Source organism: Pseudomonas sp. NPDC008258 (genome assembly GCF_042956345.1).
Lineage (GTDB): Bacteria > Pseudomonadota > Gammaproteobacteria > Pseudomonadales > Pseudomonadaceae > Aquipseudomonas.
The window spans coordinates 287586-312049 of the sequence record NZ_JBIBGE010000001.1; the positions used below are offsets into that span (position 1 = coordinate 287586).

Consider the following 24464-nt stretch of genomic DNA (forward strand, 5'->3'; position numbering starts at 1 on the left):
TGACTCCTTGCTGTTGTTGTCGGGTCAACATTCGATGATGTTGACGGCCAGGCCGCCGCGGGCGGTCTCTTTGTATTTGCTTTTCATGTCGGCGCCGGTCTGGCGCATGGTGCGGATAACCTTGTCGAGCGACACGAAGTGTTGCCCGTCGCCGCGCAAGGCCATGCGTACCGCGTTGATCGCCTTCACCGAGCCCATGGCGTTGCGCTCGATGCAGGGCACCTGGACCAGCCCGCCGATCGGGTCGCAGGTCAGGCCCAGGTTGTGTTCCATACCGATTTCAGCGGCGTTTTCCACCTGCTGCACACTACCGCCCATCACTTCGCACAGTGCTCCGGCGGCCATCGAGCAGGCCACGCCAACCTCGCCCTGGCAGCCCACTTCGGCGCCAGAGATGGAGGCGTTTTCCTTGTACAGGATGCCGATGGCGGCGGCAGTGAGCAGAAAACGCACCACCCCGTCATCGCTGGCGCCCGGTACGAAGCGCATGTAGTAGTGCAACACCGCCGGGACGATGCCTGCCGCGCCGTTGGTGGGCGCAGTGACCACGCGCCCGCCGTAGGCGTTTTCTTCGTTCACCGCCAAGGCGTAGAGGTTGACCCAGTCGAGTACCGAAAGGGCATCGCGCAAGCTTGCCTCCGGGTGGCGACTCAGCTGGCGGTACAGGGCCGGAGCCCTGCGCTTGACCTTCAGCCCGCCCGGCAATATGCCTTCATGCTGGCAGCCGGCTTCGACGCAATCCTGCATCACCTGCCAGATGCGCAGCAGCCCCGCGCGGGTTTCTGCCTCTGGGCGCCAGGCGGCCTCGTTGGCCAGCATCACCTGGCTGATCGACAGGTTTTGCGTGGTGCAGTGGCCGAGCAGTTCCTTGGCGGTCTTGAACGGGTAGGGCAGCACGGTGCTGTCCTCGACGATGCGGTCGTGGCCGGCGGCGTCTTCGTCCACCACGAAACCGCCGCCCACCGAGTAGTACTCGCGGCTGCGGATCTGCAGGCCGGCGTCGTCGAAGGCGCGGAAGATCATGCCATTGGGGTGGTAGTCCAGCGGCTTGCGGATCATCGCCAGGTGCTGCTTTTCAATGAACGCGATGCTGTGCTCGCCCAGCAGGTTCAGCCGGCCGCTGTCGCGGATGGCTTGCAGGCGGGCGGGGATGATGTTGGTGTCGACGGTGTCGGGGTGTTCACCTTCAAGGCCCAGTAGCACGGCCTTGTCACTGCCGTGGCCCTTGCCGGTAGCGCCCAGCGAGCCATACAGCTCGGCCTTGATGCTGGTGGTGCGGGCCAGCAGGCCATCACGGCGCAGCCCTTCGGCGAAGCGTGCAGCGGCGCGCATCGGGCCGACCGTGTGCGAACTGGAGGGGCCGATGCCGATCTTGAACAGGTCGAAGACGCTCAGTGACATGGTGGACCTCCTGCCATGGATAGTGGGCGGATGGTGAACCCTGTGGGAGCGGGCGTGCCCGCGAATGCGTCGGTGAGGCCACCATCGCATTCGCGGGCATGCCCGCTCCCACAGAGGGCCACACCTCAGGTCAGGTGGCGGGCCAGAGGGCTATCAGGCGTCCTGATAGCTCTCGATCGACGGGCAGGCGCATACCAGGTTGCGGTCGCCGAACACGTTGTCTACCCGGCCGACCGGTGGCCAGTACTTGCTTTCCACCAGGCTTGGCAGCGGGTACACCGCCTGCTCGCGGCTGTAGCCGTGGCCCCATTCGCCAACCAGTTCGGCCGCCGTGTGTGGGGCGTTTTTCAGCGGGTTGTCGTCCTTGTCCAGGCTGCCGTTTTCGACCGCGCGGATTTCCTCGCGGATCTGGATCATCGCGTCGCAGAAGCGATCCAGTTCTTCCTTGGCTTCGCTTTCGGTCGGCTCGATCATCAGCGTACCGGCCACCGGGAAGGACATGGTCGGGGCGTGGAAGCCGAAGTCGATCAGGCGCTTGGCCACGTCGTCAACGCTGATACCGCTGGTGTCCTTCAGTGGGCGCAGGTCGAGAATGCACTCGTGGGCCACCAGGCCATTTGCGCCGGTATACAGAACAGGATAGTGCTCTTCCAGCCGGCGGGCGATGTAGTTGGCGTTCAGGATCGCCATCTGCGACGCACGCTTGAGGCCGGCACCGCCCATCATGCGGATGTACATCCAGGTGATCGGCAGGATGCTGGCGCTGCCGAACGGTGCGGCGCACACCGCACCTTCGGTGTTTTCCAGCTGTGCGTGGCCTGGCAGGAACGGCGCCAGGTGCGACTTGACGCCAATCGGGCCGACGCCCGGGCCGCCACCGCCGTGCGGGATGCAGAAGGTCTTGTGCAGGTTCAGGTGGGACACGTCGCCGCCGAACTTGCCTGGGGCGCACAGGCCGACCATGGCGTTCATGTTGGCGCCGTCGATGTACACCTGGCCACCATTGTCGTGGATGATCGCGCAGATTTCACCGATGGCCTCCTCGAACACACCGTGGGTCGACGGATAGGTGATCATGATCGCGGCCAGGCGCTCGCGGTGCTCGATAGCCTTGGCGCGCAGGTCCTCGACATCGACGTTGCCGCGGGCATCACAGGCGGTGACCACGACGCGCATGCCAGCCATGTTGGCAGTGGCCGGGTTGGTGCCGTGGGCCGACGATGGGATCAGGCAGATGTCGCGGTGGCTTTCGCCACGGCTGCGGTGGTAGGCGCGGATAGCCAACAGGCCCGCGTACTCGCCCTGCGAGCCGGCGTTGGGTTGCAGCGACACGGCGTCATAGCCCGTGGCGGCGCACAGCATGGCTTCCAGCTCGGTGGTCATCTGCAGGTAGCCCTGGCTCTGCTCGGCCGGGGCGAACGGGTGCAGGTTGCCAAACTCGGCCCAGGTGACCGGGATCATTTCGCTGGCGGCGTTCAGCTTCATGGTGCACGAGCCCAGCGGGATCATGCTGCGGTCCAGCGCCAGGTCCTTGTCGGCCAGGCGGCGCAGGTAGCGCATCAGCTCGGTTTCGCTGTGGTAGCGGTTGAACACCGGGTGTTCGAGGATGGCCGACTGGCGCAGCAGAGTGGCTGGCAGCAGCGGGGCGGTGCTTGCGGCCAGGGCGGCGAAATCAGGTTGTGCCTGATCGCCGGCGAACAGCTGCCACAGGGCTTCGACATCTGCCTGGCTGCTGGTTTCGTCCAGCGACAGGCCCAAGTGGGTGGCGTCGACCTGGCGCAGGTTGATGCCCTGGGCGCGAGCCTTGTCGTGCAGGCCGGCGGTGGCAGTGCCGGTGGCCAGGGTCAGGGTATCAAAGGCGCTGGCGCCCACTACCTGCACGCCCGACGCCTTCAGGCCAGCGGCCAGGATTGCGGTCAGGGCATGGGTACGCTCGGCAATGCGTTTGAGGCCGGCCGGGCCGTGGTACACGGCGAACATGCTGGCGATGTTGGCCAGCAGCACCTGGGCGGTGCAGATGTTGCTGGTGGCCTTCTCGCGGCGGATGTGCTGCTCGCGGGTTTGCATGGCCAGGCGCAGGGCGGTCTTGCCGAAGCGGTCGATGGATACGCCGACCAGGCGGCCCGGCATGTCGCGCTTGAAGGCATCACGGGTGGCGAAGTAGGCCGCGTGCGGGCCACCGAAGCCCAGTGGCACGCCGAAGCGCTGGGCGCTGCCGATGGCCACGTCGGCATCGAATTCGCCCGGCGGGGTCAGCAGGGTCAGGGCCAGCAGGTCGGCCGCAACGGCCACCAGGGCGTTGGCGGCGTGGAAGCGCTGTACCACTTCACGGTAGTCGAACACTTCACCGTTGCTGCCCGGGTATTGCAGCAGGGCGCCGAAGAAGGCGCTGACATCGCCCAGCTCGCGCTCGTCGCCGACCACAACCTCGATACCCAGCGGTTCGGCACGGGTGCGCAGTACGTCGAGGGTTTGCGGGTGGCAGTGCACGGAGGCGAAGAAGGCGTGGCTGGCCTTGTTCTTCGACAGGCGCTTGCAGAAGGTCATGGCCTCGGCTGCTGCAGTGGCTTCGTCAAGCAGGGAGGCGTTGGCGATCGGCAGGCCGGTCAGGTCGCTGATCAGGGTCTGGAAGTTCAGCAGCGCTTCCAGGCGGCCTTGGGAAATCTCCGGCTGGTACGGGGTGTAGGCGGTGTACCAGGCCGGGTTTTCCAGCAGGTTGCGCAGGATCGGCGCCGGGGTGTGGGTGTTGTAGTAGCCCTGCCCAATGTAGCTTTTGAACACCTGGTTCTTGCCGGCGATGGCCTTGAGCGCGGCGAGGGCGTCGGCTTCGCTCTGGCCGTCGTGCGAGCCAAGTACGCTGGTGCCCTTGATGCTGTTGGGGATGACCGCGGCGGTCATGGCTTCCAGCGAGTCGAAGCCCAGGGTGGCGAGCATGGCCTGCTCGTCAGCGGTGCGCGGGCCGATGTGGCGGGCGATGAATTCGTTGGCGGTGCTGAGGTTGATGGTCATGGTGGGGATCCTCAGGCGTCGGCGTTGGCGTTGAGCAGGCGGTCATAGGCGTCCTGGTCGAGCAGGGCGCCGACAGCGGCGGCATCGGCAGGCTTGAAGCGGAAGAACCAGCCTTCGCCCATCGGGTCTTCGTTGACCAGTTCCGGGCTGTCTTCGAGCTGGCCGTTGACCTCGACCACTTCACCGGTCAGGGGCATATAGACGCCGCTTGCGGCTTTTACCGACTCGACGGTGGACGCTTCGCTGCCTTTCTCATAGTGCTGCAACTCTGGCAGTTGCACGAAAACCACATCGCCAAGGGCGTTCTGGGCGTAGGCGGTGATGCCCACGGTGACGCTGCCATCGGCTTCGACGCGCAGCCATTCGTGATCTTCAGTGAAACGCAACTCGCTCATGGGGAATCCTCGGGAAGCAGGGCGTTGGGCGCGGTGGCTCCGCGCTCTTGGGTTGGAATTCTCAAAGCAAAAATGCGGCCAATCTTAAAAAACCATTAAAAATCATATATCTATGAGTTTTTTGAGAGTCGAGGCGCATTCGGCTGGAATGAAAACGCTACAGTAAGCAGGCGAGGGAAAAGGGTTTCGGGATCAAACCCTTGTACGTGCGCAGCGGGAGGGGCTTGTATTGATTTCAATCCGCTGTATTTAAATCGATACAGAGCGGTACGCCTGGTCTGTACCGACCTTATCGGTGGTGTTGGTCGGCAATCCAGATCTTTGACTTGAAGTAACTTTTGAAACTTCGCGTCGCTCTATCAACTTTTTATGTCGGCTGTACGAAAGTTTCCAAATAGGTGAACTAAGTATTTGCCCTCAGCGATTTTTTCTACCGTGGGGCGTCACCAGAATGGCCACCCTTCAATTTGAACCGTCAGCCTGACGCAACGTTGGCCAAGACGGCTGTCGGCCAAGTATGTGTCTCGCTGCCTGGGCTCATGCAACCAACACCGAATACCAGGAAAGGAAAGTGTCATGGGAATGACAAGGCGTAAATTCATGATCGGCGGTGGCGTCGTGGCGGTGGCGGGTGCCGCGGGCATTCTGACCCCCCTGTTGACCCGCGAAGGCAGGCTGATCCCCGGCAAACCGCGGTTTGGCTATGTAGAGGGCACCGCAGGGGCGCTTCCCGGGCAGGCAGATGTCGTCGTCATTGGCGCTGGTATTCTGGGGCTGATGACTGCAATCAACCTCGTCGAGCGCGGCCTCTCCGTAGTTGTCGTTGAAAAGGGTGAGATTGCCGGTGAGCAGTCCTGCAGGTTCTATGGTCAGGTCATGACCTATAAAATGCCTGATGCGACATTCCAGTTGCACCATCTTGCCAAGCAACGCTGGCGAGAGATGAATGCCAAAGTGGGTGCAGATACAAGTTACCGCACACAAGGCCGGGTCGAAGTACCTTTTGATGAAGAAGACCTGGAAGGCGTCAGAAAGTGGATCGATGTCAAAACGCGGGAAGTCGGCGGGGACATTCCTTTCAAGACGCGAATCATTCAAGGCAGTGAACTCGAACAGCGGCTGCATGGAGCAGCTTCGAAATGGTCGGTGGCAGGCTTTGAGGAAGACTCCGGTAGCCTGGATGCCGAGCGCGCATCATTTGTCATGGCCGAGTACGCCAAGAAAGTGGGGGTACGGATCTACACCTATTGCGCCGCCAGGGGCCTGGAAACCCAGGCAGGTGCCATCTCCGATGTAGTGACAGAGAAGGGTGCCATCAGGGCCTCTCGCGTGATCGTGGCCGGTGGCGCATGGTCAAGGTTGTTCATGCAGAACCTGGGCGTCGATGTACTAACTTTGCCCGCCTACCAGTCCCAGCAGATCATCAGTGCGGCACCCCTTGCACCCGGGGGCAACGTTGCATTGCCGGGCAATATCTACTTCCGCGAGCAGGCTGACGGCACATACGCCACCTCGCCACGCGTCGTCGTTGCCCCGGTGGTCAAAGAGTCGTTCATGTATGGCTATAAATACCTGCCATTGCTGGCCATCCCCGACTTCCCGGTGCACATCTCGCTGAACAGGCAACTGATCGATTCGTTCCTTCAGCCAACGCACTGGAAGCTGGACGAGGTTTCGCCTTTCGAGAAAAACCGGCTGATGACCGCAGCCCCGGACTTGCCGGAACTGAATGCATCACTGGAAAAGCTCAAGGTCGAGTTCCCCGCCTTCAGCGACGCGAAACTGATCGATCAGTGGAGCGGTGCCATGGCCATCGCACCCGACGAAAACCCCATCATTTCGCAGGTCAATGAGTACCCGGGGCTGGTCCTCAACACCGCAACCGGGTGGGGGATGACCGAAAGCCCCGTGTCGTCCGAATTGTCGGCGGACTTGCTGCTTGGCAAGGCGCCGGTGCTAGACCCCAAGCCCTTCAGCCTGTATCGGTTCTAAGTACACCAGGCGCAATGGAATGACCCGTGCGCGCGTCGTCGATGCGTGCACATTTTTGGCAATCATCAGGAGTACAGAATGAAAGTTGCTTTAACGACCGCAGCAATGGCCGTGGCACTCGCAGGTGCCGGGAGCGTTCATGCACAAGAAATCGTGCGCCATGGCGCAGGTAGTTTCCCTATCTCGTCGGCTGTAGAGGTACCTGCCGGTAAGACGGTTGTCTACCTGAGTGGTTCTGTGCCGTCGGTTATTCACCCCGACGCACCCAAGGGCTCGCTGGAAGCCTACGGTGATACCAAGGCACAAACCATCAATGTGCTTGGCAACATCCAGCAGCAGCTGAAAGAACTGGGCCTTGGTCTTGCCGACGTGGTGAAGATGCAGGTGTTCCTGGTGGGCGGGCCGGAGAACGGCGGCAAGATGGATTTCGACGGTTTCATGGCCGGCTATACCCAGTTCTTCGGGCCAGCCGCCAAGCAGCCGGTGCTTCCTGCGCGCTCGGCGTTCCAGATTGCAGGCCTGGCCGATCCTGCCTGGCGTGTCGAGATCGAGGTGACAGCGGTTCGTCCCTGAACCCAGGCATGCGCAGTCCCGGGCTAGCCATGCCCGGGACTGGCCGGTGGGTTTAGCCAGTGATGAACAGCGGCAATGCCAGGTACAGCTTGATCACGATCACGTTGATGATGTCGATGAAGAACGCACCTACCATCGGTACCACCAAAAAGGCGATGTGCGAGGCGCCGTAACGTTGGGTCACCGCTTGCATGTTGGCAATCGCCGTTGGAGTTGCACCCAGGCCGAAGCCACAATGCCCCGCCGCCAGCACCGCCGCATCATAGTTGCGGCCCATGACCCGGAATGTCACGAAGATCGCAAACAGTGCCATGACCAATGTCTGTGCAGCCAGCAGTATGAAGAACGGCAATGCCAGTGCTGCCAGGTCCCACAACTTGAGTGACATCAAGGCAATCGCCAGGAACAACGACAAACTCACATTGCCCAGCACTGATACTTCCCGTTCGAATACTTGGTAAAAGCCCAGCGCTGAAAGCCCGTTGCGCAACAATACGCCCACGAAGAGTACGCAAACGAACGTCGGTAGCTCGAGTGCCGTCCCTTTCAGGAAGGCGTTAAGTAATGTGCCAGCCAGCAAGCTGACGGCGATAAGGGCCAAGGTTTCGATGAATGAAAACGGGGTGATCAGGCGCTCTTTTTCCGGCTGTTCAAAGCCTTTTGGTAACTGTGGGGTTTCGTCTTCGATTCCCGATATCTTGACCCGCTTGATCAGCAGCCGGGCGACCGGGCCACCAATCAGGCCCCCCAGTACCAAGCCGAACGTGGCAGAGGCCATTGCCAGTTCGGAGGCCGATGCCAGGCCAAACTTCTCGGTGAACGTAGTACTCCAGGCTGCGCCTGTACCGTGGCCACCCGACAGGGTGATGGAGCCAGCCAGCAGGCCCATCAGCGGGTCGAGCCCCAATGCGGTAGCAAGGCCGATGCCCATGCCGTTCTGAACCACCAGCAAGCCTGTCACAACCAGCAGAAACACCGCGACCACGCGGCCGCCCTTTTTCAGGCTGGCGAAGTCTGCGCTCAAACCGATGGTGGCGAAGAATGCCAGCATCAACGGTGCCTGCAACGAGGTATCAAACTGGACATGTATATCGAAACTGCGCAGTGCCAGGAGTGTCAAGGCAACGACCAACCCGCCTGCAACAGGTTCCGGGATATTGTAAACACGCAAGAAACCAATGCGTGCGACCAGCCCGCGCCCCAGTAAAAGTACTAACGAGGCGGCTACGAGTGTCCCGTAAAAATCGAGTTCAAACATCAAGGTACTCTTCGTTCAAGGTGACATGCGAAATTACGATGTCACCATTCTACGGCGAGCCTTCCAGTCAATTGCGGCCAAGCGGCTAGGAAAAGTCTGAACAAACTGTCGGTTTTAACGACACGTATCAAAGTTTCCCGGGTATTCCATATTTGCGCAGTCGCTGGGCAATAGCGGTATGCGAAGTTTGCAAGCGCCCGGCCAGCTGCCGTGTCGATGGGTAACTGGCATACAGTCGTTGCAACAGTTCGCGCTCGAAATCACCTACCGCTTGTTCAAGACTTGCCACTTCACCATCCTGGCCACGCGCCACCGAGGTGCCTGCGATGTCCAGGTCACCGATGTCCACCAGGTTGCTCTCGCAGATGGCTGCGGCGCGGAAAATCACGTTCTGCAATTGGCGCACGTTGCCCGGCCATGGGTTGGCCAGGAGTGCCGAGTGGGTGGCCGGGGTCAGCCGGCAGGGCGGGCGCTGGATCTGCGTGCAGGCCTGCTGCATGAAGAAGTGCGCCAGCATCAGGATGTCCTGGCCACGGTCGCGCAGCGGCGGCACCTGCAGGTTGAGTACGTTGAGGCGGTAGAACAGGTCTTCGCGGAAGGTGCCCTCGGCGACCATGCGCTCCAGGTCGCGGTGGGTGGCGCTGATGATGCGCACATCCACCCTCACTTCGCGGTCGCCGCCCACCCGGCGGAAGCTGCCATCGCTGAGAAAACGCAGCAGCTTGGCCTGCAGGTACGGCGACATCTCGCCAATTTCATCGAGGAACACCGTGCCCTGGTTGGCCAGTTCCATGAGCCCGGGTTTGCCACCGCGTTGTGCGCCGGTGAAGGCGCCGGGGGCGTAACCGAACAGTTCGCTCTCGGCCAGGCTTTCGGGCAGTGCGGCGCAGTTCAGGGCCAGGAACGGAGCGGCGTGGCGGCTGCTGATGGCGTGGCAGGCGCGGGCTACCAGCTCTTTGCCGGTGCCGGTTTCGCCATGCACCAGCAGCGGTGCATCGAGGGTTGCCACCCGCAGCGCGCGCGCCTTGAGCGTGCGGATGGTCGGCGACTCGCCGAGCAGGGCATCGAAACCTTCGGCGTGGTCGTGGTGCAGGGCCGACAGGCGTTCACCCATCCGTGAGGGTGGGTACAGGGTCAGCAGGCCACCAGCGTTGGTGATCGGCATTGCGTCCAGCAGCAGGCTCTGGCCGTTGAGCTGCATTTCGCGCATGGGCAGGTGGAAGTTGTTGTCCAGCAGGGCTTGCAGCAGCGCCGGGTCGCCGAACAGTTCACCCACCGAGCGCCCGGCAGATTCGCGGCCGCACAGGGCGATCAATGCCGGGTTGGCCAGCAGCACCATGCCCGCGCTGTCCACCGCCAGCACCGGGTCGCTCATGGCGGCCAGCAGGGCGTCCAGTTGCAGGTGGCGGCGTTGACCGGGGAGGATGTCGACCACGTCCACCGATTGCACGCCATGCACCTCGAACAGTGCGTCGTGCAGCTCTTCGAGCACGGCGGGGCTGAGGGTGGGGGCGTCGATGTAGACGTTCGGCGGGACCATCTCCACGGCATCCAGGTTAAGGTTGCGGGCACCGAGCAGGGCGAGGACTTCCTGGGTGATGCCGACGCGGTCGATGAAGCTGACGTGGATGCGCATGGGGGACGATGAAGTGATGGCCGGGGAGGGCGGTAGTATGCCTCAACATCGCCGGGGCCGCTTTGCGCCCCATCGCCGGCAAGCCAGCTCCCACAGGGCAGCGCAGATTTCAAGCTTTGCGCAGTCCCTGTGGGAGCTGGCTTGCCGGCGATGGGGCGCAAAGCGGCCCCCGGTTCTGGAGTTTACTCCAGATGTTCAGGCTTGATCGGATCGCCCGATTTCACATCCAGTTTTTCGCGAATGTCTGCAAACATGTAGTCGTAAAGCTTGTGCGGCGAACTCAGTGTCTCGAATTTCTTCGGCGGTGCCAGATACGACTGCGCCTTGCGGGTCAGCAGCATGAGGAAGCTGGGCAATACCTGGTCCTTGGCGAGGAAGAATTTTTCTTCCACCTGCTTGCCTTCGATGTTGCCATGCATGTGGAACTGAATGCCCCTGCCTTCCTTGGGATCAGACACTGCCTCGTATTCGATGTTCAGGTCGTAGCTGTGGTCTGCCGGGTTCAGCGCAGCGCGCTCGATGTGTACATGACCGGGGTGGTACTGGGCCATGGCTAGCTCCTTCGGAAGGTCGAAAATGGCGGGCACCGTAGGCCCGCCGACTGCATTCAACGGTAGCTGATCCCCGGCTTCGCGGTGGAAACCCGTGTGCCGGCGGTGCCTTTCACAATGTCTTCAATGTTTTCCAGCGAGCTGATCACCGCCACCTTGCCGGTGGTACGGGCAAAGTCACTGGCAGCCTGCACCTTCGGCCCCATGGAACCGGCGGCAAAACCCAGGCGTTCGAGTTCGTCGGGATGGGCCTGGGCAATGGCTTTTTGCGTAGGCTTGCCCCAGTCAATGTAGGCTGCATCGACGTCGGTGGCGATAATCAGAAGGTCGGCTTCCAATTGTTCGGCCAGCAGTGCCGAGCACAGGTCCTTGTCGATCACCGCTTCGATGCCCTTGAGCTTGCGGTTTTCATCGTACATGGTGGGGATGCCGCCACCGCCTGCGCAAATCACGATGCTTTGCTTTTCCAGCAGCCACTTGATCGGGCGGATTTCAAAGATGCGCTTGGGTTTGGGGCTGGCCACCACGCGGCGATATTTGTCGCCATCAGCTTTGACCACCCAGCCCTTTTCCTTGGCCAGGCGCTCAGCTTCTTCCTTGCTGTAGACCGGGCCGATGAACTTGGTCGGGTCCTTGAAGGCTGGGTCGTTGGCGTCCACTTCCACCTGGGTCAGCAGGGTGGCGAACGGCACCTCGAAGGCCAGCAGGTTGCCCAGTTCCTGCTCGATCATGTAACCGATCATGCCCTCGGTTTCGGCACCCAGTACATCCAGCGGGTAAGCCTCGTCAGGCTTGTAGGACAGCGCCTGGAGCGACAGCAGGCCAACCTGCGGGCCGTTACCGTGGGCGATGACCAGTTCGTTGCCAGGATGGATCTTGGCGATCTGTTCGGTGGCGGTGCGGATATTGGCACGCTGGTTGTCAGCGGTCATGGGCTCGCCGCGACGCAGCAGGGCGTTACCGCCCAATGCAACAACGATACGCATGGGGAATGTCCTTTAACGAAAAAAGAATGAGCTGCCGCTGTACAGAACACTGCTGGGTTCCCTGTGGGAGCGGGCGTGCCCGCGAAGAGGCCAGACCAGGCATCATCAATGATGCGGCTGACGCTTTCGCGGGCTCGCCCGCTCCCACAGGTACCGTGCAGGTCTCGGCGGTAGCAGAAGCTGTTTAGAGATCAGCCAGGGTCGACACCAGGATCGCCTTGATCGTGTGCATGCGGTTTTCCGCCTGCTCGAACGCGATGCAGGCCGGCGACTCGAACACGTCGTCAGTCACTTCAATGCCGTTGGCCAGGTCCGGGTACTGTTCGGCGATCTGCTTGCCTACCTTGGTCTCGGAGTTGTGGAACGCCGGCAGGCAGTGCATGAACTTGGTCCGTGGGTTGCCGGTAGACTTCATCAGCTCGGCATTCACCTGGTATGGCTTGAGCTGCTTGATGCGCTCACCCCAGGCTTCGATCGGCTCGCCCATCGATACCCACACGTCGGTGTGCACGAAGTCCACACCCTTGACCGCCGCTTTCGGGTCTTCGGTGAGGGTGATGCGGGCGCCGCTCTCCTCTGCGTACTTCTTGCAACGGTCGACCAGGTCGTCATGTGGCCACAGTGCCTTGGGCGCGGCGATACGTACGTCCATGCCAAGCTTGGCGCCAATCAGCAGCAGCGAGTTACCCATGTTGTTGCGGGCGTCGCCCAGGTAGGCGTAGCTGATGTCGTGCAGCGGCTTGTCGCTGTGTTCACGCATGGTCAGCACGTCGGCGATCATCTGGGTGGGGTGGTACTCATCGGTCAAACCGTTGAACACCGGCACGCCGGCGAACTTGGCCAGCTCTTCGACGATTTCCTGCTTGAAGCCACGGTACTCGATGGCGTCGTACATGCGCCCGAGCACGCGGGCGGTGTCCTTCATGCTCTCTTTGTGGCCGATTTGCGAAGAGTTGGGGTCGATGTAGGTGACGTTGGCGCCCTGGTCATAGGCAGCTACTTCAAAGGCGCAGCGGGTACGGGTGGAGGTTTTTTCAAAGATCAGGGCGATGTTGTTGCCCTTCAGGTGTTGCTGCTCGGTGCCGGTGTACTTGGCGCGTTTCAGGTCGCGGGACAGGTCCAGCAGGTAGCGCAGTTCGCGCGTGGTGTGGTGTTCGAGGCTGAGCAGGTTGCGGTTATGGATGTTGAACGCCATGACATTTCTCCTTGAGTTTGGTGAACGCACCGGCCGCCGCTTTGTGAGGGCGGCCGGGGGTGATGGGCGTTAGTAGTCGATCGGGTCGCGCACGATCGGGCAGGTCATGCAGTGGCCGCCGCCACGGCCCCGGCCCAGTTCGCCGGCGCTGATGGTGATGACTTCGATGCCGGCCTTGCGCAGCAGGGTGTTGGTGTAGGTGTTGCGGTCGTAGCCGATGACCACGCCCGGCTCGATGGCCACCACGTTGTTGCCGTCATCCCACTGTTCGCGTTCGGCGGCGAAGCTGTTGCCGCCAGTCTCGACCACGCGCAGGCCACCCTTCAGACCGAGCTGCTCGCCGACCACTTCAATGAACGACTTGTTGATACGGCGTACGTCCATGCCGTAAGGCTTGCTTTCGTCCGGGCGGATGATGAATGGCACGATCTCTTTCACCACTTCCGGGAAGACCGTGACCAGGTCGCGGTCGCAGAAGCTGAACACGGTGTCCAGGTGCATGGCGGCGCGGGACTTCGGCAGGCCGGCGACGATCACTTCCTTGACGGCGCCCTTGGCGAACAGGTTCTGTGCCAGCTGGCCGATGGCCTGGCGCGAGGTGCGCTCGCCCATGCCGATGAGCACGATGCCATTGCCGATCGGCATCACGTCACCGCCTTCGAGGGTGGCATTGCCGTGGTCCTTGTCCGGGTCGCCGTACCACACCTGGAAGTCGGCGCCAGTGAACTCCTTGTGGAACTTGTAGATGGCGGTGGTCAGCAAGGTTTCCTGGCGTCGCGCCGGCCAGTACATCGGGTTCAGTGTCACGCCGCCGTAAATCCAGCAGGTGGTGTCGCGGGTGAACTGGGTGTTGGGCAGTGGCGGCAGGATGAAGCTGGAGTGGCCCAGGTAGTCGTTGTACATCTTGACCACGTCGGCACCTTCGCTTTGCGGCAGGTCCTGGCCCGCCACGCCGCCGATCAGGAACTCGGCCAGGTGGCGCGGGTCAAGGCCTTCGAGCCAGCTGCGCACTTCGTTGGTCAGGCCCACACCGACGGTGTCGGGGGTGATCTTGCGGTCGAGGATCCACTTCAGGGCCTCTTTGTTCTGCACGATGTCGGTCAGCAGGTTGTGCATCTCCAGCACATCCACACCGCGTTCGCGCATCTTGGTGACAAAGTCGAAATGGTCACGCTTGGCCTGGTCGACCCAGATCACATCGTCGAACAGCAGTTCGTCGCAGTTGCTCGGCGTCAGGCGCTTGTGCGCAAGGCCCGGGGCACAAACCATTACCTTGCGCAGTTTGCCGGCTTCGGAGTGGACACCGTACTTCTGTTTTTCAGCGGACATGGTTTCATTCCTCCAATTGAACGAAGACGTGGGTCAAAGGGTCAGGAAGCCGTCGTACAGGCCGAAGGCTGCCACCAGGGCGCCGATGACCACGGCTGCGAAGATCAGTTTTTCCACGTTGGTGAAGACAGGTTGGCCTACCTCACGCTTGGCCTTGGCGAACAGGATGGCGCCAGGTGCGTAGAGCAGGGCCGAGAGCAGCAGGTATTTCACGCCGCCGGCGTACAGCAGCCAGATGGCGTACAACAGGGCGATACCACCGATGATCAGGTCTTTCTTGCGTTCGGCCAGGGCCTGTTCGTAGGTTTCGCTGCGCAGGGCCAGCAGGAAGGCGTAGGCCGCCGACCACAGGTAAGGCACCAGGATCATCGAGGTGGCGAGGTAGATCAGCGACAGGTAGGTGCTGTTGGAGAACAGCGTGATGACCAGGAAGATCTGCACCATGGCGTTGGTCAGCCACAGGGCGTTGGCCGGTACCTGGTTGGCGTTTTCGCGGCGCAGGAACTCCGGCATGGTGTGGTCCTTGGCGGCGGCGAACATGATCTCGGCACACAGCAGCACCCACGACAGCAGGGCACCCAGCAGCGAGATGATCAGGCCGACGCTGATCAGCACCGCACCCCAGTGGCCGACCACATGCTCCAGCACGGCAGCCATCGACGGGTTCTGCAGCTTGGCCAGTTCCGGTTGGGTCATGATGCCCAGCGACAGCACGTTGACCAGTACCAGGAACAGCAGCACGGTAACAAAGCCGATGACCGTGGCCTTGCCCACGTCAGAGCGTTTTTCCGCCCGGGACGAGAAGATGCTCGCGCCCTCGATGCCGATGAACACCCACACAGTGACCAGCATCATGTTGCGCACCTGGTTCATCACACTGCCCAGCTCTGGCGTACCCAATGCCCAGATGTCGGCGGTGAAGATGTCGAGCCTGAAGGCGAACAGGCAGATGAGTGCGAACAGCACCAGCGGCACCACTTTGGCCACGGTGGTGACCAGGTTGATGAATGCCGCTTCCTTGATGCCGCGCAGCACCAGGAAGTGTACCGCCCACAACAGGACCGACGCGCCAATGATGGCGGCCGGCGTGTTGCCTTCACCGAAGATCGGGAAGAAGTAGCCCAGGGTGCTGAACAGCAGCACGAAGTAGCCGACGTTGCCCAGCCAGGCACTGATCCAGTAGCCCCAGGCCGAAGAGAAGCCCATGTAGTCGCCAAAACCGGCCTTGGCGTAGGCATACACCCCGCCATCCAGGTCAGGCTTGCGGTTGGCCAGGGTCTGGAACACGAAGGCCAGGGTCAGCATGCCGACGGCGGTGATACCCCAGCCGATCAGCACGGCACCAACCCCAGCGCTGGCCGCCATGTTTTGCGGCAGCGAGAAGATCCCACCACCAATCATCGAGCCGACGACAAGTGCAACTAACGCGCCGAGCTTTAGTTTTCCGGATGAATCAGACATTTAACAACTCCTGCCAGGAGAAAGTTGACGTAAGAATAAATCTGACGCCTCAGCCACAACCTGACGTGTGTCAGTTTATGGTGACGTGAAGGTAGGAAATTTCCTTCACGGTGCTCCTGGAGAGTGCCGACAGCTTAAGCTGCAGGCCTTGCGCGCTGGCACCTCCATGTCTTTCTAGAGCAAACGCTCTGTTCAGCCTGCGATGCTTGAAGCTAGCCGCTTTTGCCGCTTTCGCAAATTTTTCACAATAATTTCGAGTTTTAACGGGAACTTTTCCAGTTGCTGGGCAGCTGCTAGCGTTATAAGGATTGGTGCATAGACAAAGCAGTTATGAGTGCTATAGGTTTAATGGCGTGTTCCATTATAAGTAACAACATTTATATGGCGCGCAGGGCTGTTTCAAAGTCATTACAGCGCGAAAAAACGGGGGATGCATGAGCGAACCGGGACAGAAGCTGCGCCTGGGCGCGCTGATCGCGCTGGTGGTGGGCTCGATGATCGGTGGCGGGATCTTCTCGCTGCCGCAGAACATGGCGGCGCGTGCCGACGTGGGGGCAGTGCTGATTGGCTGGGGCATTACCGCCGTCGGCATGCTGGCACTGGCCTTCGTGTTCCAGACCCTGGCCAACCGCAAGCCGGAGCTGGATTCGGGTGTTTACGCCTACGCCAAGGCTGGCTTCGGGGATTACATGGGTTTTTCCTCGGCCTGGGGGTACTGGATCAGTGCCTGGCTGGGTAACGTCGGTTACTTCGTGCTGCTGTTCAGCACCTTGGGCTTCTACTTCCCGGTGTTTGGCGAAGGCAACACGCCAATTGCCATCGGCTGCGCCTCGGTGCTGCTCTGGTCGGTGCACTTTCTGGTGCTGCGCGGCATCAAGGAAGCCGCGTTCATCAACCAGGTAACCACTGTGGCCAAGCTGGTGCCGCTGGTGATGTTCGTGGTGATTGCGGCGTTTGCTTTTCGCGCCGACATTTTCACCCGGGATATCTGGGGCCTGAGCAACCCGCAGTTTGGCAGCGTGCTGGAGCAGGTACGCAACATGATGCTGGTGACCGTGTTCGTGTTCATCGGCATCGAGGGCGCCAGTGTGTATTCCGGGCGCGCCCAGCGCCGTTCGGACGTTGGCAAGGCCACGGTCATTGGCTTTCTGGGGGTGTTGGCGCTGCTGGTGCTGGTGAATGTGCTGTCGCTGGGGGTAATGACCCAGCCGGAGCTGGCCGGTCTGCAAAACCCTTCACTGGCTTCGGTGCTGGAGCATATTGTCGGGCCTTGGGGGGCTTTGCTGATCAGCCTTGGCCTGGCGGTTTCGCTGCTCGGTGCCTTGCTGTCATGGGCGCTGCTGTGTGCCGAAATCCTTTTTGCCACGGCGCGGGACAAGACCATGCCGCGTTTCCTGGCCAAGGAAAACGCCAACCATGTGCCGGCCAATGCCCTATGGCTGACCAACTGCATGATCCAGGGCTTTTTGCTGATTACGCTGTTCTCGGCCGGCACCTACACCAGCCTGATCTACCTGGCTTCGTCGATGATCCTGGTGCCGTACCTGTGGTCGGCGGCCTATGCCGTGCTGTTGGCGGCGCGTGCAGAAACGTATGCCGGGCAGCCGGGGGTGCGGCGCAAGGACTTGCTGGTGGCGCTGGTGGCCTTGCTGTATGCCGTGTGGCTGCTGTACGCAGGGGGGCTGAAGTACCTGCTGCTTTCGGCGCTGTTGTACGCACCGGGGGTGATCCTGTTCGCAAGGGCCAAGCGCGAGCAGGGGCAGGCGTTGTTCACCACCTGGGAGAAGCTGATTTTCGCTGCCGTGCTGGCGGGCGCTGCTTTGGCAGCCTACGCCCTGTATTCAGGGCTGTTGAGCTTGTGACGGGGCTGGGCAGGCATGTTCCGGGCGTGACCAGATCCACAGGTTGCCCAGGGTCATGCCGGCGATGGCCAGGAACACCGGCCAGTGGTGTTCCAGGAAGGTCAGCATCAGGCCTGCGCACAGCAGCATGCTGATGGTCGCGCTTACCTTGGCCCGGCGCTGGATCACCTTGCCATTGCGCCAGTTGTACAGGATTGGCCCGAACAGCCGGTGGTTCTCCAGCCAGGCAGACAAACGCGGCGAGCTGCGGGTAGCTGCCCAGGCAGCCAGCAGGATGAATTCGGTGGTCGGCAAACCAGGAATGACGATCGCCACCAAGCCCACCCCAAGGCTTACGTAAGCCAGGATTCCATACAACAGGCGGGCGATCTTCGAGCGGGCAGGTCGGGTCATGGTCTCACTGCAAAAAGCGGTTCGGCCACCGGTAGGGTGGCCGGGTACGGCGTATCAGGCCAGCGCGGCATCCGCAGCATAGGCATGCTTGAGCAGTTCGGTGAAACGCTCGAAGGCAGCAACTGCACCGCGCTCGGCGGCGGCGTCCTCTTCGGCCGACAGCTCAAGGCCATCGAGGATGCGGGTGAATTGCTTCCAGCCCTCGGCACGGCCACCGGCCGGCTCGCCCAGATGACGGGCACCGAAACTGTCGGACAGCTCCAGGGCCACGGCACGCTTGATCAGAAACGCAGCGCCCAGTTTGGAGCCTTCGGAGACGAAGATCCAGCCCATTGCCTCGCCCAGGCTTGGTTTGCCCAAGGCGCCAGGCACGGCAGCGGGTACTTCGGTGTCGAGGTCGGCAAGGTCCAGGCGGGCCTGGTCGGCACGGCAGCGCTCGGCCAGGTCGGGGACGATGGCGATCAGTTGCGGGTCGTTGTACAGCGCTTGCAGCTCGGACTGGAACAGGTACTGGGCTACGACGAAGCGGGCAAAGCTTTCGCGGCTGTCGAACGGCTTGTGCGATTTGACCAGGGCATCCAGCTCGGCGTGCGGGGCGTGGGTGATCTGGTTCAGGCGCTGGGAGCGCAGGGCTGGGCGGTCGGTCATGGGGCAGTCCTTGGAAAAAGGGGCGTCTAGATACAAGACGAAACAGCGGGGGCGGGACAGTAAAAAAACTGGGTTTTAGTGGTGTTTGTACCGGCCTCTTCGCGGGCACGCCCGCTCCCACAGGGAAACCACAGGCCTCAAGACTTGCGAAATACCTGTGGGAGCGGGCGTGCCCGCGAAGAGGCCAGTACAGGCCAGTGGGATCAGATATCCCACACCACATTGATACCGAAGTTGCGCCCCGGCATGCTCAGGCGGTCGATGTTGGCTGGCTGGGTCACACCAGCTTCACCCTGGCCGTCGTAGCTGCGTACCGAATCCCACTGCCAGTACTTCTTGTCGGTGAGGTTGTACAGCCCGGCGTTGATGGTGACGTCGTCGGTGACCTTGTAGAAACCGGTCAGGTCCAGCACGCCGTAACCAGGGGTGCGGAACTTGGAAGTCGAGCCATCGGGCGAGTAGAAGTTGCTGTCGTCGACACGGGTCTTGCGCTTGACCAATGTCCAGCTCAGCAGGCCGCCGTAGTTCTGCTGCTCGTAACCCAGGCCGAACACGCCCTTCAGCGGGTTGACGCTGTTCAGCGGCTGGCCGGTGTCATCGTTGCGACCGTAGGTGTACGCAATCGAACCCTGGGTGTACAGACCTTGTGGAGCACCAAAGTGGTCCAGGTTCAGGCGGCCTTTGACCTCGGCACCCTTGATGGTGGCGTGCTTGATGTTGTTGGCCTGGAAGGTCTGCTCCAGATTGGCGCTTTGCACCGCGTCTTCGTCAATGAAGTCGCGGTACTTGTTGTAGTACACCGCCACGTCGAAGTTGCCGGCGTCGAAGTTGCCACGCAGGCCGGTTTCGTAGCTTTTGCTCTTCTCCGGTTCGAGGTTCGGGTTGCCCTCTACACGGTAGCCTTGCTCGATGTTTTCAAAGCGACCATACATGGCTTTGGCCGTCGGCGTGCGGAAGCCTTCGGCATACTGGCCGTACCAGGTGTAGTTGTCGTTGAAGGCATAGGTCAGGCCAAACTTGGGCGAGACGCGGTGCCACTTCTTGTCCGAGTCGTCCTGGGAGGTAGGTGCCGTACCGGTCGACGCCAGGCCACGCAGGAATTCGTCGGTGAACTTGGGCTCCATGCGCGTGTAGTCGTAGCGGGCGCCGGGCATGAAGGTCCAGTTGTTCCAGCGGATCTCGTCCTGCACGAACAGGCTGTAGGTGTTCACGGTCGGGTCTGGGAAATCGCTGACCAGTGCCTGGCCGTCTGCCGCACGGTCGGCGCCGACGGCGGTGCAACCGGAGCCAATGGTCAGGCAGGTGCCGGTGCCACTGCGCGAGCCGGTGACCTTCTCGTGCTTGAGCGTGGTGCCGTAGGTGAGCAGGTGGTCGGTGGCGCCGATGCTGAAGGCCTTGTCCAGCTGGGCGTCGAATACCCACTGGCGGTCCTTGTAGGTGGTGTCGCGGGTACGCAGCACCTGGCGACCGGGCGGTGCGTAGACTTCTTCGGTGTGCTGGTCGGTCTTGGCGATCTGGTAGTTGAGGCTCCATTTCACGTGGTCGGCAACCAGCGAATCCAGGCCGAACTCATGGTTGATGCCGAAGCGCTCGCGGGTGATGGTGTCGTTGCCGCTGCGCGCCTTGTAGTAGCCCATGCCGCCAAAGCCGGGAATGAACGGCCCGCCCACCGCGCTGAGGATGTTCTGGTCGCGGTCATCCTTGTAGCGTTCGTAGGTGAAACCCAGGCGCGCGTCGTCGGCGTAGTTCCAGCCCAGCTTGGCCAGCACGTTGGTGGTGCGCACGTCCATCGGGTTGGCTTCGGTGCGCGACAGGCCGTCGCCGCTGTGGTTGCCGTGGGTTTCAGTCTCGTGGCCGTTGCGCTGGCTCAGGTGCAGCAGGCCATCGAAATCGCCCTCGCGGCCAGCGACGGTAGCGGAGGTCAGCCAGCTTTCGTCAGCCGAGCTGTAGCCGGTTTTCAGGCGTGCGCCTACGTCCTTGCCGGGCTTGATGATGTCGTCCGGGTCGAGGGTGAAGTAGCTCACCGCACCGCCGATGGCGTTGCTGCCGTACAGCACCGAGGCCGGGCCGCGGAGGATTTCCACGCGCTTGACGATTTCCGGGTCGACGTAGTTGCGCTGGGTTTGCGCGTAGGGGCCGTAGAAGAAGCTGTCGGGGATCGACACGCCGTCGACCTGGGTAAGGATCCGCTCGCCGTCGATACCGCGGATGTTGTAGCCGTTCAGGCCGCTGCGCTGACCTGTACCGGCCACCGACACACCCGGCTCGTAGCGCACCAGGTCCTGGATGTTGTTGACGTTCTGCCGGTCCAGTTGCTCGCGGGTCTGCACGCTGACGGTGCTGGGCACCTGGCTGACGTCCTGGGCGCTACGGGTGGCGCTGACGGTCACCTGCTGCAGGGCCACCACGTTGCCGCTGGCCTGGCGTTCAAGTACCACGTTGCCGTTGCTGATCTTGCGGAAACCCAGGCCAGTACCGTGCAGCAGGCGCTTGAGCGCCGCTTCGGGTGCCAGCGAACCTTGTACACCCGGCGAAGCCACGCCATCGGCCAGCTCGGCGCTGAAGCCGACTTGCCAACCGGTGACCTGGCTGAAGGCGTTGATTGCCGACACCAGCGGCTGCTGGCTGATGCTGAAGCGGTAGTCACCCATGCGCGGGCTGCTGGCCTGGGCCGGTTCGGCGGCCAGCGCAGGCAGGCTGCAGGCGCCGCTGGCGAGCAGGGCCAAGGTCAACAGGGACAGACGGGGAAGGGTGGACGAGCGGGTAGGACCAGTGGACATCGGTAGCGCTCCCAGATGCGCGGGCTGTTATAGGTGATGGCTGTTCTCGTTTTCAAACAAGAATCAGTTGCATTGGCTATAACGAGACGGGCGGGGTAGCGCGATCGCGTAAAAATAATTTGCGGGTCAGTTCAGGATGACCAGCGCCGGGTACTCGTGCAGCTGTGCCGAGGTGATGTGGGCCAGTGCGCGCAGGGTTTCCAGTGGCTGGTCGAGGCGGTAGTTGCCGGTGACGGCAACGTCTTCCAGTTGCGCATTGCGGTTGATGATCCAGCCGGGGTAATAGCGCCGCACTTCGGCCAGCACCTGGCTCAACGGGCAGTTCTCGAAGACCAGGCGGCCGTCGACCCAGGCCAGGTCCTTGTTCATGTCGGGGCGCTGGCGCTGGCTGAAGCCCTGCGGGCCGACGCTGATGCTGTCACCGGCACTCAGGCGGATGCGCTGGTCGCGCGCGCCCTGCAGGTCGACATCACCGCGTTGCACCCGCACCTGGGCCTCGCCATCGAGGTAGCGCACGGCAAAGTCGGTGTTACGCACCTGGGCACGCAGCGGCCCGGCTTCCACCTCCAGCGGCAGCAACGCGTCCTCGGGTACCTGAAAGTAGGCCTCGCCCTGCAGCAGGCGGGCTACCTGGCGGCCGTCGCGACGGTCGCTGGCAAATGCCGAGTTGGTGTTGAGCAGCACCTTGGCACCGTCGTCCAGTTGCAGACGCTGGCGCTCTCCCACCACAGTCAGGTGGTCAGCTTGCAGGCGCATGGGCAGGTTGCCGACAGTAAACAGCCCGACCAGCAGCACTGCCGCAGTGGCCAACGGTTTCCAGTGGCTGCGCAGGCGCCCGCGCCATGAGCGGCGTTGCTGCTGGTGCAGCTGCGTGGCTACATGGTGCAGCGGCGTACCATTCCACAGGGCTTCGGCCTCGACATAGGCCTCGGCGTTTTCCGGTGCGGCGCTCAGCCAGGCTTCAAAGGCCTGGGTGTCTTCGGTGCTGGCACATTGCAGGCGCACCAGCCAGTCCAGCGCCTCGTCCATGGCACGAGCACGGGCGCTGGGCCCGGCGGGTGACGGGCGAGGGGCGGGGCTGTCAGTCACGGTGAATCCTTGAATGGTTTTTCGCGAATGATCAAGGCTAAGGCGGGGTGTGGCAAGGGCTTTGCGTAACCGCCTGGCTGCGGTCGGCTCACTTGAGGCGGTCGGCGACACCCATGCAGATCGCCATGATCAGCTTTAGCTCCTTCTGTACCGTGCTGGGCGAAACCTTCAGTTGCTCGGCAATTTCCAGATAGGTGGCGCCATGCAGGCGGCTGAGGATGAAGATGCGCTGCTGGCGTTCGCTCAGCTGGTTGAGGCTGAGGCTCAGGTGCTTGAGCAACTGCTCGGCGTGGGCGGCATCTTCGCTGCTGGTGGCGGGTGCGGCCACGCTGTGCAGCACTTCGTCGGGCACGTCGTCGACCAGCATGCGGGCCTGCACCCGGCGTGCCCGCAGGTGGTCCAGTGCCAGGTTGCGTGCGGTCTGGAACACGAACGGCTCGATATGCTCGATGGGCCGCTCGCCCAGGGCGCGGGAAACCCGCAGGTAGGTTTCCTGCAGCAGGTCCTCGGCGGTGCTGGGGTTACCGACCATGCGCTGCAAGGTGCGCAGCAGGGTAAGGCGCTGGACGAGGAAGACAGAGTTGAACCGGGACTGACTCACGGGGGGACCTGGCCGACGAAAGGTTAATGATAATGCTTATCATCTGTGCCTGAGGTCAAGTGTGGAAATGTTAGGAAAAGGTAAAGATTGTACGTTGCAGGAGGTCAGCGTTCTTTTGTGGAAGCGGCCTTGCGTCGCGAAAGGGCTGCAAAGCAGCCCCAGAAATTTCTGCGCAAAAGCTGAAGTACGGGGGCCGCTTCGCGGCCCTTTCGCGACGCAAGGCCGCTCCCACAAAGCGTGCGTCAGCTTGCCCGGCACAGCGCCAAACAGTTATCCAGCATCCGGTTACTGAACCCCCACTCATTGTCGTACCAGGCCAGCACCTTGAGCATGCGCCCGTTGGCCCGGGTGTGGTTGGCGTCGAAGATCGACGACAGCGGGTTGTGGTTGAAATCGCAGGAAACCAGCGGCAAGGCGTTGTAGCCCAATACCCTGGAGTGCTTGCTGGCTTCAAGGAACAGCTGGTTGACCTGCTCGGCGGTGGCTTCGCGCTTGAGGTTGACGGTGAGGTCCACCAGCGACACGTTGATCACCGGTACCCGCACCGCCATGCCGGTCAGCTTGCCGGCCAGTTCCGGCAGCACCAGGCCCACGGCTTCGGCGGCGCCAGTCTTGCTCGGGATCATCGACTGGGTGGCCGAGCGCGCGCGGTACGGGTCGCTGTGGTACACATCGGTCAGCACCTGGTCGTTGGTGTAGGCGTGAATGGTGGTCATCAGGCCCTGCTCGATGCCGAACTCGCGGTGCAGCACCTGGGCGATCGGCGCCAGGCAGTTGGTGGTACAGGAGGCGTTGGAAATGACCTGGTGCGAGGCCCGCAGGATGTCGTGGTTGACCCCGTACACCACCGTGGCATCGGCGCCCTTGGCCGGTGCTGAGACAATCACCTTGCCAGCCCCGGCGGCCAGGTGCGCGGCAGCCTTGGCGCGGTCGGTGAACAGCCCGGTGCACTCGAACACCACGTCGATCGCCTCGGCCTTCCAGGGCAGCTCGGCCGGGTTGCGGATGGCACTGACCGCAATACGGTCACCATTGACCGTGAGGCTTTCGTGGTCGGCCTCGACCGTGGCGTCGAAGGTGCCGTGCACGCTGTCGTATTTGAGCAGGTGGGCATTCATGGCGCTGTCGCCCAGGTCGTTGATGGCGACGACCTGCAGGTCCTGGCGGTAGCCTTGGGTATACAGTGCGCGCAGGACGTTGCGCCCGATGCGGCCGAATCCATTGATGGCGATGCGTAGGGTCATGGCAGTACCTCTGGCAGTCCGAGTGAAACCTGTGGCAAAAAGGAGCTTCACTGAAACGGTT

General features: G+C 62.1%; 19 protein-coding genes. 3 read left to right on the top strand and 16 right to left on the bottom strand.

The window, feature by feature from the left end:
- Window positions 1–24: 24 nt before the first annotated feature.
- From ACFY9W_RS01300 to gcvH, 3 genes are all read right to left on the bottom strand, one after another.
- Window positions 25–1401 carry an L-serine ammonia-lyase gene (locus ACFY9W_RS01300; protein ID WP_391124691.1) on the bottom strand — a complete coding sequence of 459 codons (1377 nt, stop codon included), beginning with the start codon at window positions 1399–1401 and terminating at the stop codon, window positions 25–27.
- Between the two features lie 153 nt (window positions 1402–1554).
- Complete coding sequence (gene gcvP, locus ACFY9W_RS01305) at window positions 1555–4410, bottom strand: aminomethyl-transferring glycine dehydrogenase (protein WP_391124694.1); 2856 nt, start codon at window positions 4408–4410, stop codon at window positions 1555–1557.
- Window positions 4411–4421: 11 nt separating this feature from the next.
- The gene (gcvH, locus tag ACFY9W_RS01310; RefSeq protein ID WP_391124697.1) at window positions 4422–4805 is read right to left on the bottom strand and encodes a glycine cleavage system protein GcvH; all 384 of its coding nucleotides are present in this window, start codon (window positions 4803–4805) and stop codon (window positions 4422–4424) included.
- Window positions 4806–5405: 600 nt separating this feature from the next.
- Between gcvH and ACFY9W_RS01315 the strand changes: the two genes are divergently transcribed.
- Window positions 5406–6797, top strand: coding sequence for an FAD-dependent oxidoreductase (locus tag ACFY9W_RS01315; protein ID WP_391124812.1), 1392 nt, complete (start codon window positions 5406–5408; stop codon window positions 6795–6797).
- Between the two features lie 78 nt (window positions 6798–6875).
- Window positions 6876–7370 carry a RidA family protein gene (locus ACFY9W_RS01320; protein WP_060497447.1) on the top strand — a complete coding sequence of 165 codons (495 nt, stop codon included), beginning with the start codon at window positions 6876–6878 and terminating at the stop codon, window positions 7368–7370.
- 52 nt (window positions 7371–7422) lie between these two features.
- Here the strand turns inward: ACFY9W_RS01320 and gltS are convergent, their stop codons facing one another.
- The 7 genes from gltS to arcD (ACFY9W_RS01355) all read right to left on the bottom strand — a co-directional run bounded on the left by gltS (window position 7423) and on the right by arcD (ACFY9W_RS01355) (window position 15786).
- Window positions 7423–8628 carry a sodium/glutamate symporter gene (gltS, locus tag ACFY9W_RS01325; protein ID WP_391124701.1) on the bottom strand — a complete coding sequence of 402 codons (1206 nt, stop codon included), beginning with the start codon at window positions 8626–8628 and terminating at the stop codon, window positions 7423–7425.
- 127 nt (window positions 8629–8755) lie between these two features.
- The gene (locus tag ACFY9W_RS01330) at window positions 8756–10264 is read right to left on the bottom strand and encodes a sigma 54-interacting transcriptional regulator (RefSeq protein ID WP_391124704.1); all 1509 of its coding nucleotides are present in this window, start codon (window positions 10262–10264) and stop codon (window positions 8756–8758) included.
- A 182-nt stretch (window positions 10265–10446) separates the two neighbouring features.
- The gene (locus tag ACFY9W_RS01335) at window positions 10447–10815 is read right to left on the bottom strand and encodes a DUF5064 family protein (RefSeq protein WP_391124707.1); all 369 of its coding nucleotides are present in this window, start codon (window positions 10813–10815) and stop codon (window positions 10447–10449) included.
- Window positions 10816–10871: 56 nt separating this feature from the next.
- The gene (gene arcC, locus ACFY9W_RS01340; RefSeq protein WP_391124710.1) at window positions 10872–11801 is read right to left on the bottom strand and encodes a carbamate kinase; all 930 of its coding nucleotides are present in this window, start codon (window positions 11799–11801) and stop codon (window positions 10872–10874) included.
- A gap of 184 nt (window positions 11802–11985) precedes the next feature.
- Window positions 11986–12996 (bottom strand): ornithine carbamoyltransferase, encoded by a 1011-nt coding sequence (locus ACFY9W_RS01345; protein ID WP_391124713.1) that lies wholly within the window; start codon window positions 12994–12996, stop codon window positions 11986–11988.
- A 69-nt stretch (window positions 12997–13065) separates the two neighbouring features.
- A complete protein-coding gene (gene arcA / locus ACFY9W_RS01350) occupies window positions 13066–14325 on the bottom strand; it encodes an arginine deiminase (protein WP_012270694.1) in 1260 nt (419 codons plus the stop codon).
- Between the two features lie 33 nt (window positions 14326–14358).
- Window positions 14359–15786 (bottom strand): arginine-ornithine antiporter, encoded by a 1428-nt coding sequence (gene arcD, locus ACFY9W_RS01355; RefSeq protein WP_338746204.1) that lies wholly within the window; start codon window positions 15784–15786, stop codon window positions 14359–14361.
- A gap of 434 nt (window positions 15787–16220) precedes the next feature.
- On the opposite strand from arcD (ACFY9W_RS01355), the gene arcD (ACFY9W_RS01360) reads away from it, so the two are divergent.
- Window positions 16221–17648, top strand: coding sequence for an arginine-ornithine antiporter (gene arcD, locus ACFY9W_RS01360; RefSeq protein ID WP_391124718.1), 1428 nt, complete (start codon window positions 16221–16223; stop codon window positions 17646–17648).
- Here arcD (ACFY9W_RS01360) and ACFY9W_RS01365 read toward each other — a convergent pair.
- The 6 genes from ACFY9W_RS01365 to gap all read right to left on the bottom strand — a co-directional run bounded on the left by ACFY9W_RS01365 (window position 17628) and on the right by gap (window position 24403).
- Entirely contained in the window at window positions 17628–18041 is a 414-nt protein-coding gene (locus ACFY9W_RS01365) for a YbaN family protein (RefSeq protein ID WP_016501292.1), read from the bottom strand. The two genes, arcD (ACFY9W_RS01360) and ACFY9W_RS01365, sit on opposite strands and share 21 nt — an antisense overlap.
- Window positions 18042–18095: 54 nt before the next feature.
- Window positions 18096–18689, bottom strand: a complete 594-nt coding sequence (locus ACFY9W_RS01370; RefSeq protein WP_391124720.1) for a biliverdin-producing heme oxygenase — start codon at window positions 18687–18689, stop codon at window positions 18096–18098.
- Between the two features lie 203 nt (window positions 18690–18892).
- Window positions 18893–21469, bottom strand: a complete 2577-nt coding sequence (locus tag ACFY9W_RS01375) for a TonB-dependent hemoglobin/transferrin/lactoferrin family receptor (RefSeq protein ID WP_391124722.1) — start codon at window positions 21467–21469, stop codon at window positions 18893–18895.
- Window positions 21470–21595: 126 nt separating this feature from the next.
- Complete coding sequence (locus ACFY9W_RS01380) at window positions 21596–22558, bottom strand: FecR domain-containing protein (protein WP_391124725.1); 963 nt, start codon at window positions 22556–22558, stop codon at window positions 21596–21598.
- A gap of 88 nt (window positions 22559–22646) precedes the next feature.
- Complete coding sequence (locus ACFY9W_RS01385; protein WP_391124728.1) at window positions 22647–23159, bottom strand: sigma-70 family RNA polymerase sigma factor; 513 nt, start codon at window positions 23157–23159, stop codon at window positions 22647–22649.
- A 242-nt stretch (window positions 23160–23401) separates the two neighbouring features.
- Complete coding sequence (gene gap / locus ACFY9W_RS01390; RefSeq protein WP_391124731.1) at window positions 23402–24403, bottom strand: type I glyceraldehyde-3-phosphate dehydrogenase; 1002 nt, start codon at window positions 24401–24403, stop codon at window positions 23402–23404.
- Window positions 24404–24464: the final 61 nt, after the last annotated feature.

What these genes read in the sequence shown, in the direction of transcription:
- ACFY9W_RS01300 (WP_391124691.1), bottom strand. Translation starts at nt 1,401, where the DNA reads ATGTCACTGAGCGTCTTCGACCTGTTCAAGATCGGCATCGGCCCCTCC.
- gcvP (WP_391124694.1), bottom strand. Translation starts at nt 4,410, where the DNA reads ATGACCATCAACCTCAGCACCGCCAACGAATTCATCGCCCGCCACATC.
- gcvH (WP_391124697.1), bottom strand. Translation starts at nt 4,805, where the DNA reads ATGAGCGAGTTGCGTTTCACTGAAGATCACGAATGGCTGCGCGTCGAA.
- ACFY9W_RS01315 (WP_391124812.1), top strand. Translation starts at nt 5,406, where the DNA reads ATGATCGGCGGTGGCGTCGTGGCGGTGGCGGGTGCCGCGGGCATTCTG.
- ACFY9W_RS01320 (WP_060497447.1), top strand. Translation starts at nt 6,876, where the DNA reads ATGAAAGTTGCTTTAACGACCGCAGCAATGGCCGTGGCACTCGCAGGT.
- gltS (WP_391124701.1), bottom strand. Translation starts at nt 8,628, where the DNA reads ATGTTTGAACTCGATTTTTACGGGACACTCGTAGCCGCCTCGTTAGTA.
- ACFY9W_RS01330 (WP_391124704.1), bottom strand. Translation starts at nt 10,264, where the DNA reads ATGCGCATCCACGTCAGCTTCATCGACCGCGTCGGCATCACCCAGGAA.
- ACFY9W_RS01335 (WP_391124707.1), bottom strand. Translation starts at nt 10,815, where the DNA reads ATGGCCCAGTACCACCCCGGTCATGTACACATCGAGCGCGCTGCGCTG.
- arcC (WP_391124710.1), bottom strand. Translation starts at nt 11,801, where the DNA reads ATGCGTATCGTTGTTGCATTGGGCGGTAACGCCCTGCTGCGTCGCGGC.
- ACFY9W_RS01345 (WP_391124713.1), bottom strand. Translation starts at nt 12,996, where the DNA reads ATGGCGTTCAACATCCATAACCGCAACCTGCTCAGCCTCGAACACCAC.
- arcA (WP_012270694.1), bottom strand. Translation starts at nt 14,325, where the DNA reads ATGTCCGCTGAAAAACAGAAGTACGGTGTCCACTCCGAAGCCGGCAAA.
- arcD (WP_338746204.1), bottom strand. Translation starts at nt 15,786, where the DNA reads ATGTCTGATTCATCCGGAAAACTAAAGCTCGGCGCGTTAGTTGCACTT.
- arcD (WP_391124718.1), top strand. Translation starts at nt 16,221, where the DNA reads ATGAGCGAACCGGGACAGAAGCTGCGCCTGGGCGCGCTGATCGCGCTG.
- ACFY9W_RS01365 (WP_016501292.1), bottom strand. Translation starts at nt 18,041, where the DNA reads ATGACCCGACCTGCCCGCTCGAAGATCGCCCGCCTGTTGTATGGAATC.
- ACFY9W_RS01370 (WP_391124720.1), bottom strand. Translation starts at nt 18,689, where the DNA reads ATGACCGACCGCCCAGCCCTGCGCTCCCAGCGCCTGAACCAGATCACC.
- ACFY9W_RS01375 (WP_391124722.1), bottom strand. Translation starts at nt 21,469, where the DNA reads ATGTCCACTGGTCCTACCCGCTCGTCCACCCTTCCCCGTCTGTCCCTG.
- gap (WP_391124731.1), bottom strand. Translation starts at nt 24,403, where the DNA reads ATGACCCTACGCATCGCCATCAATGGATTCGGCCGCATCGGGCGCAAC.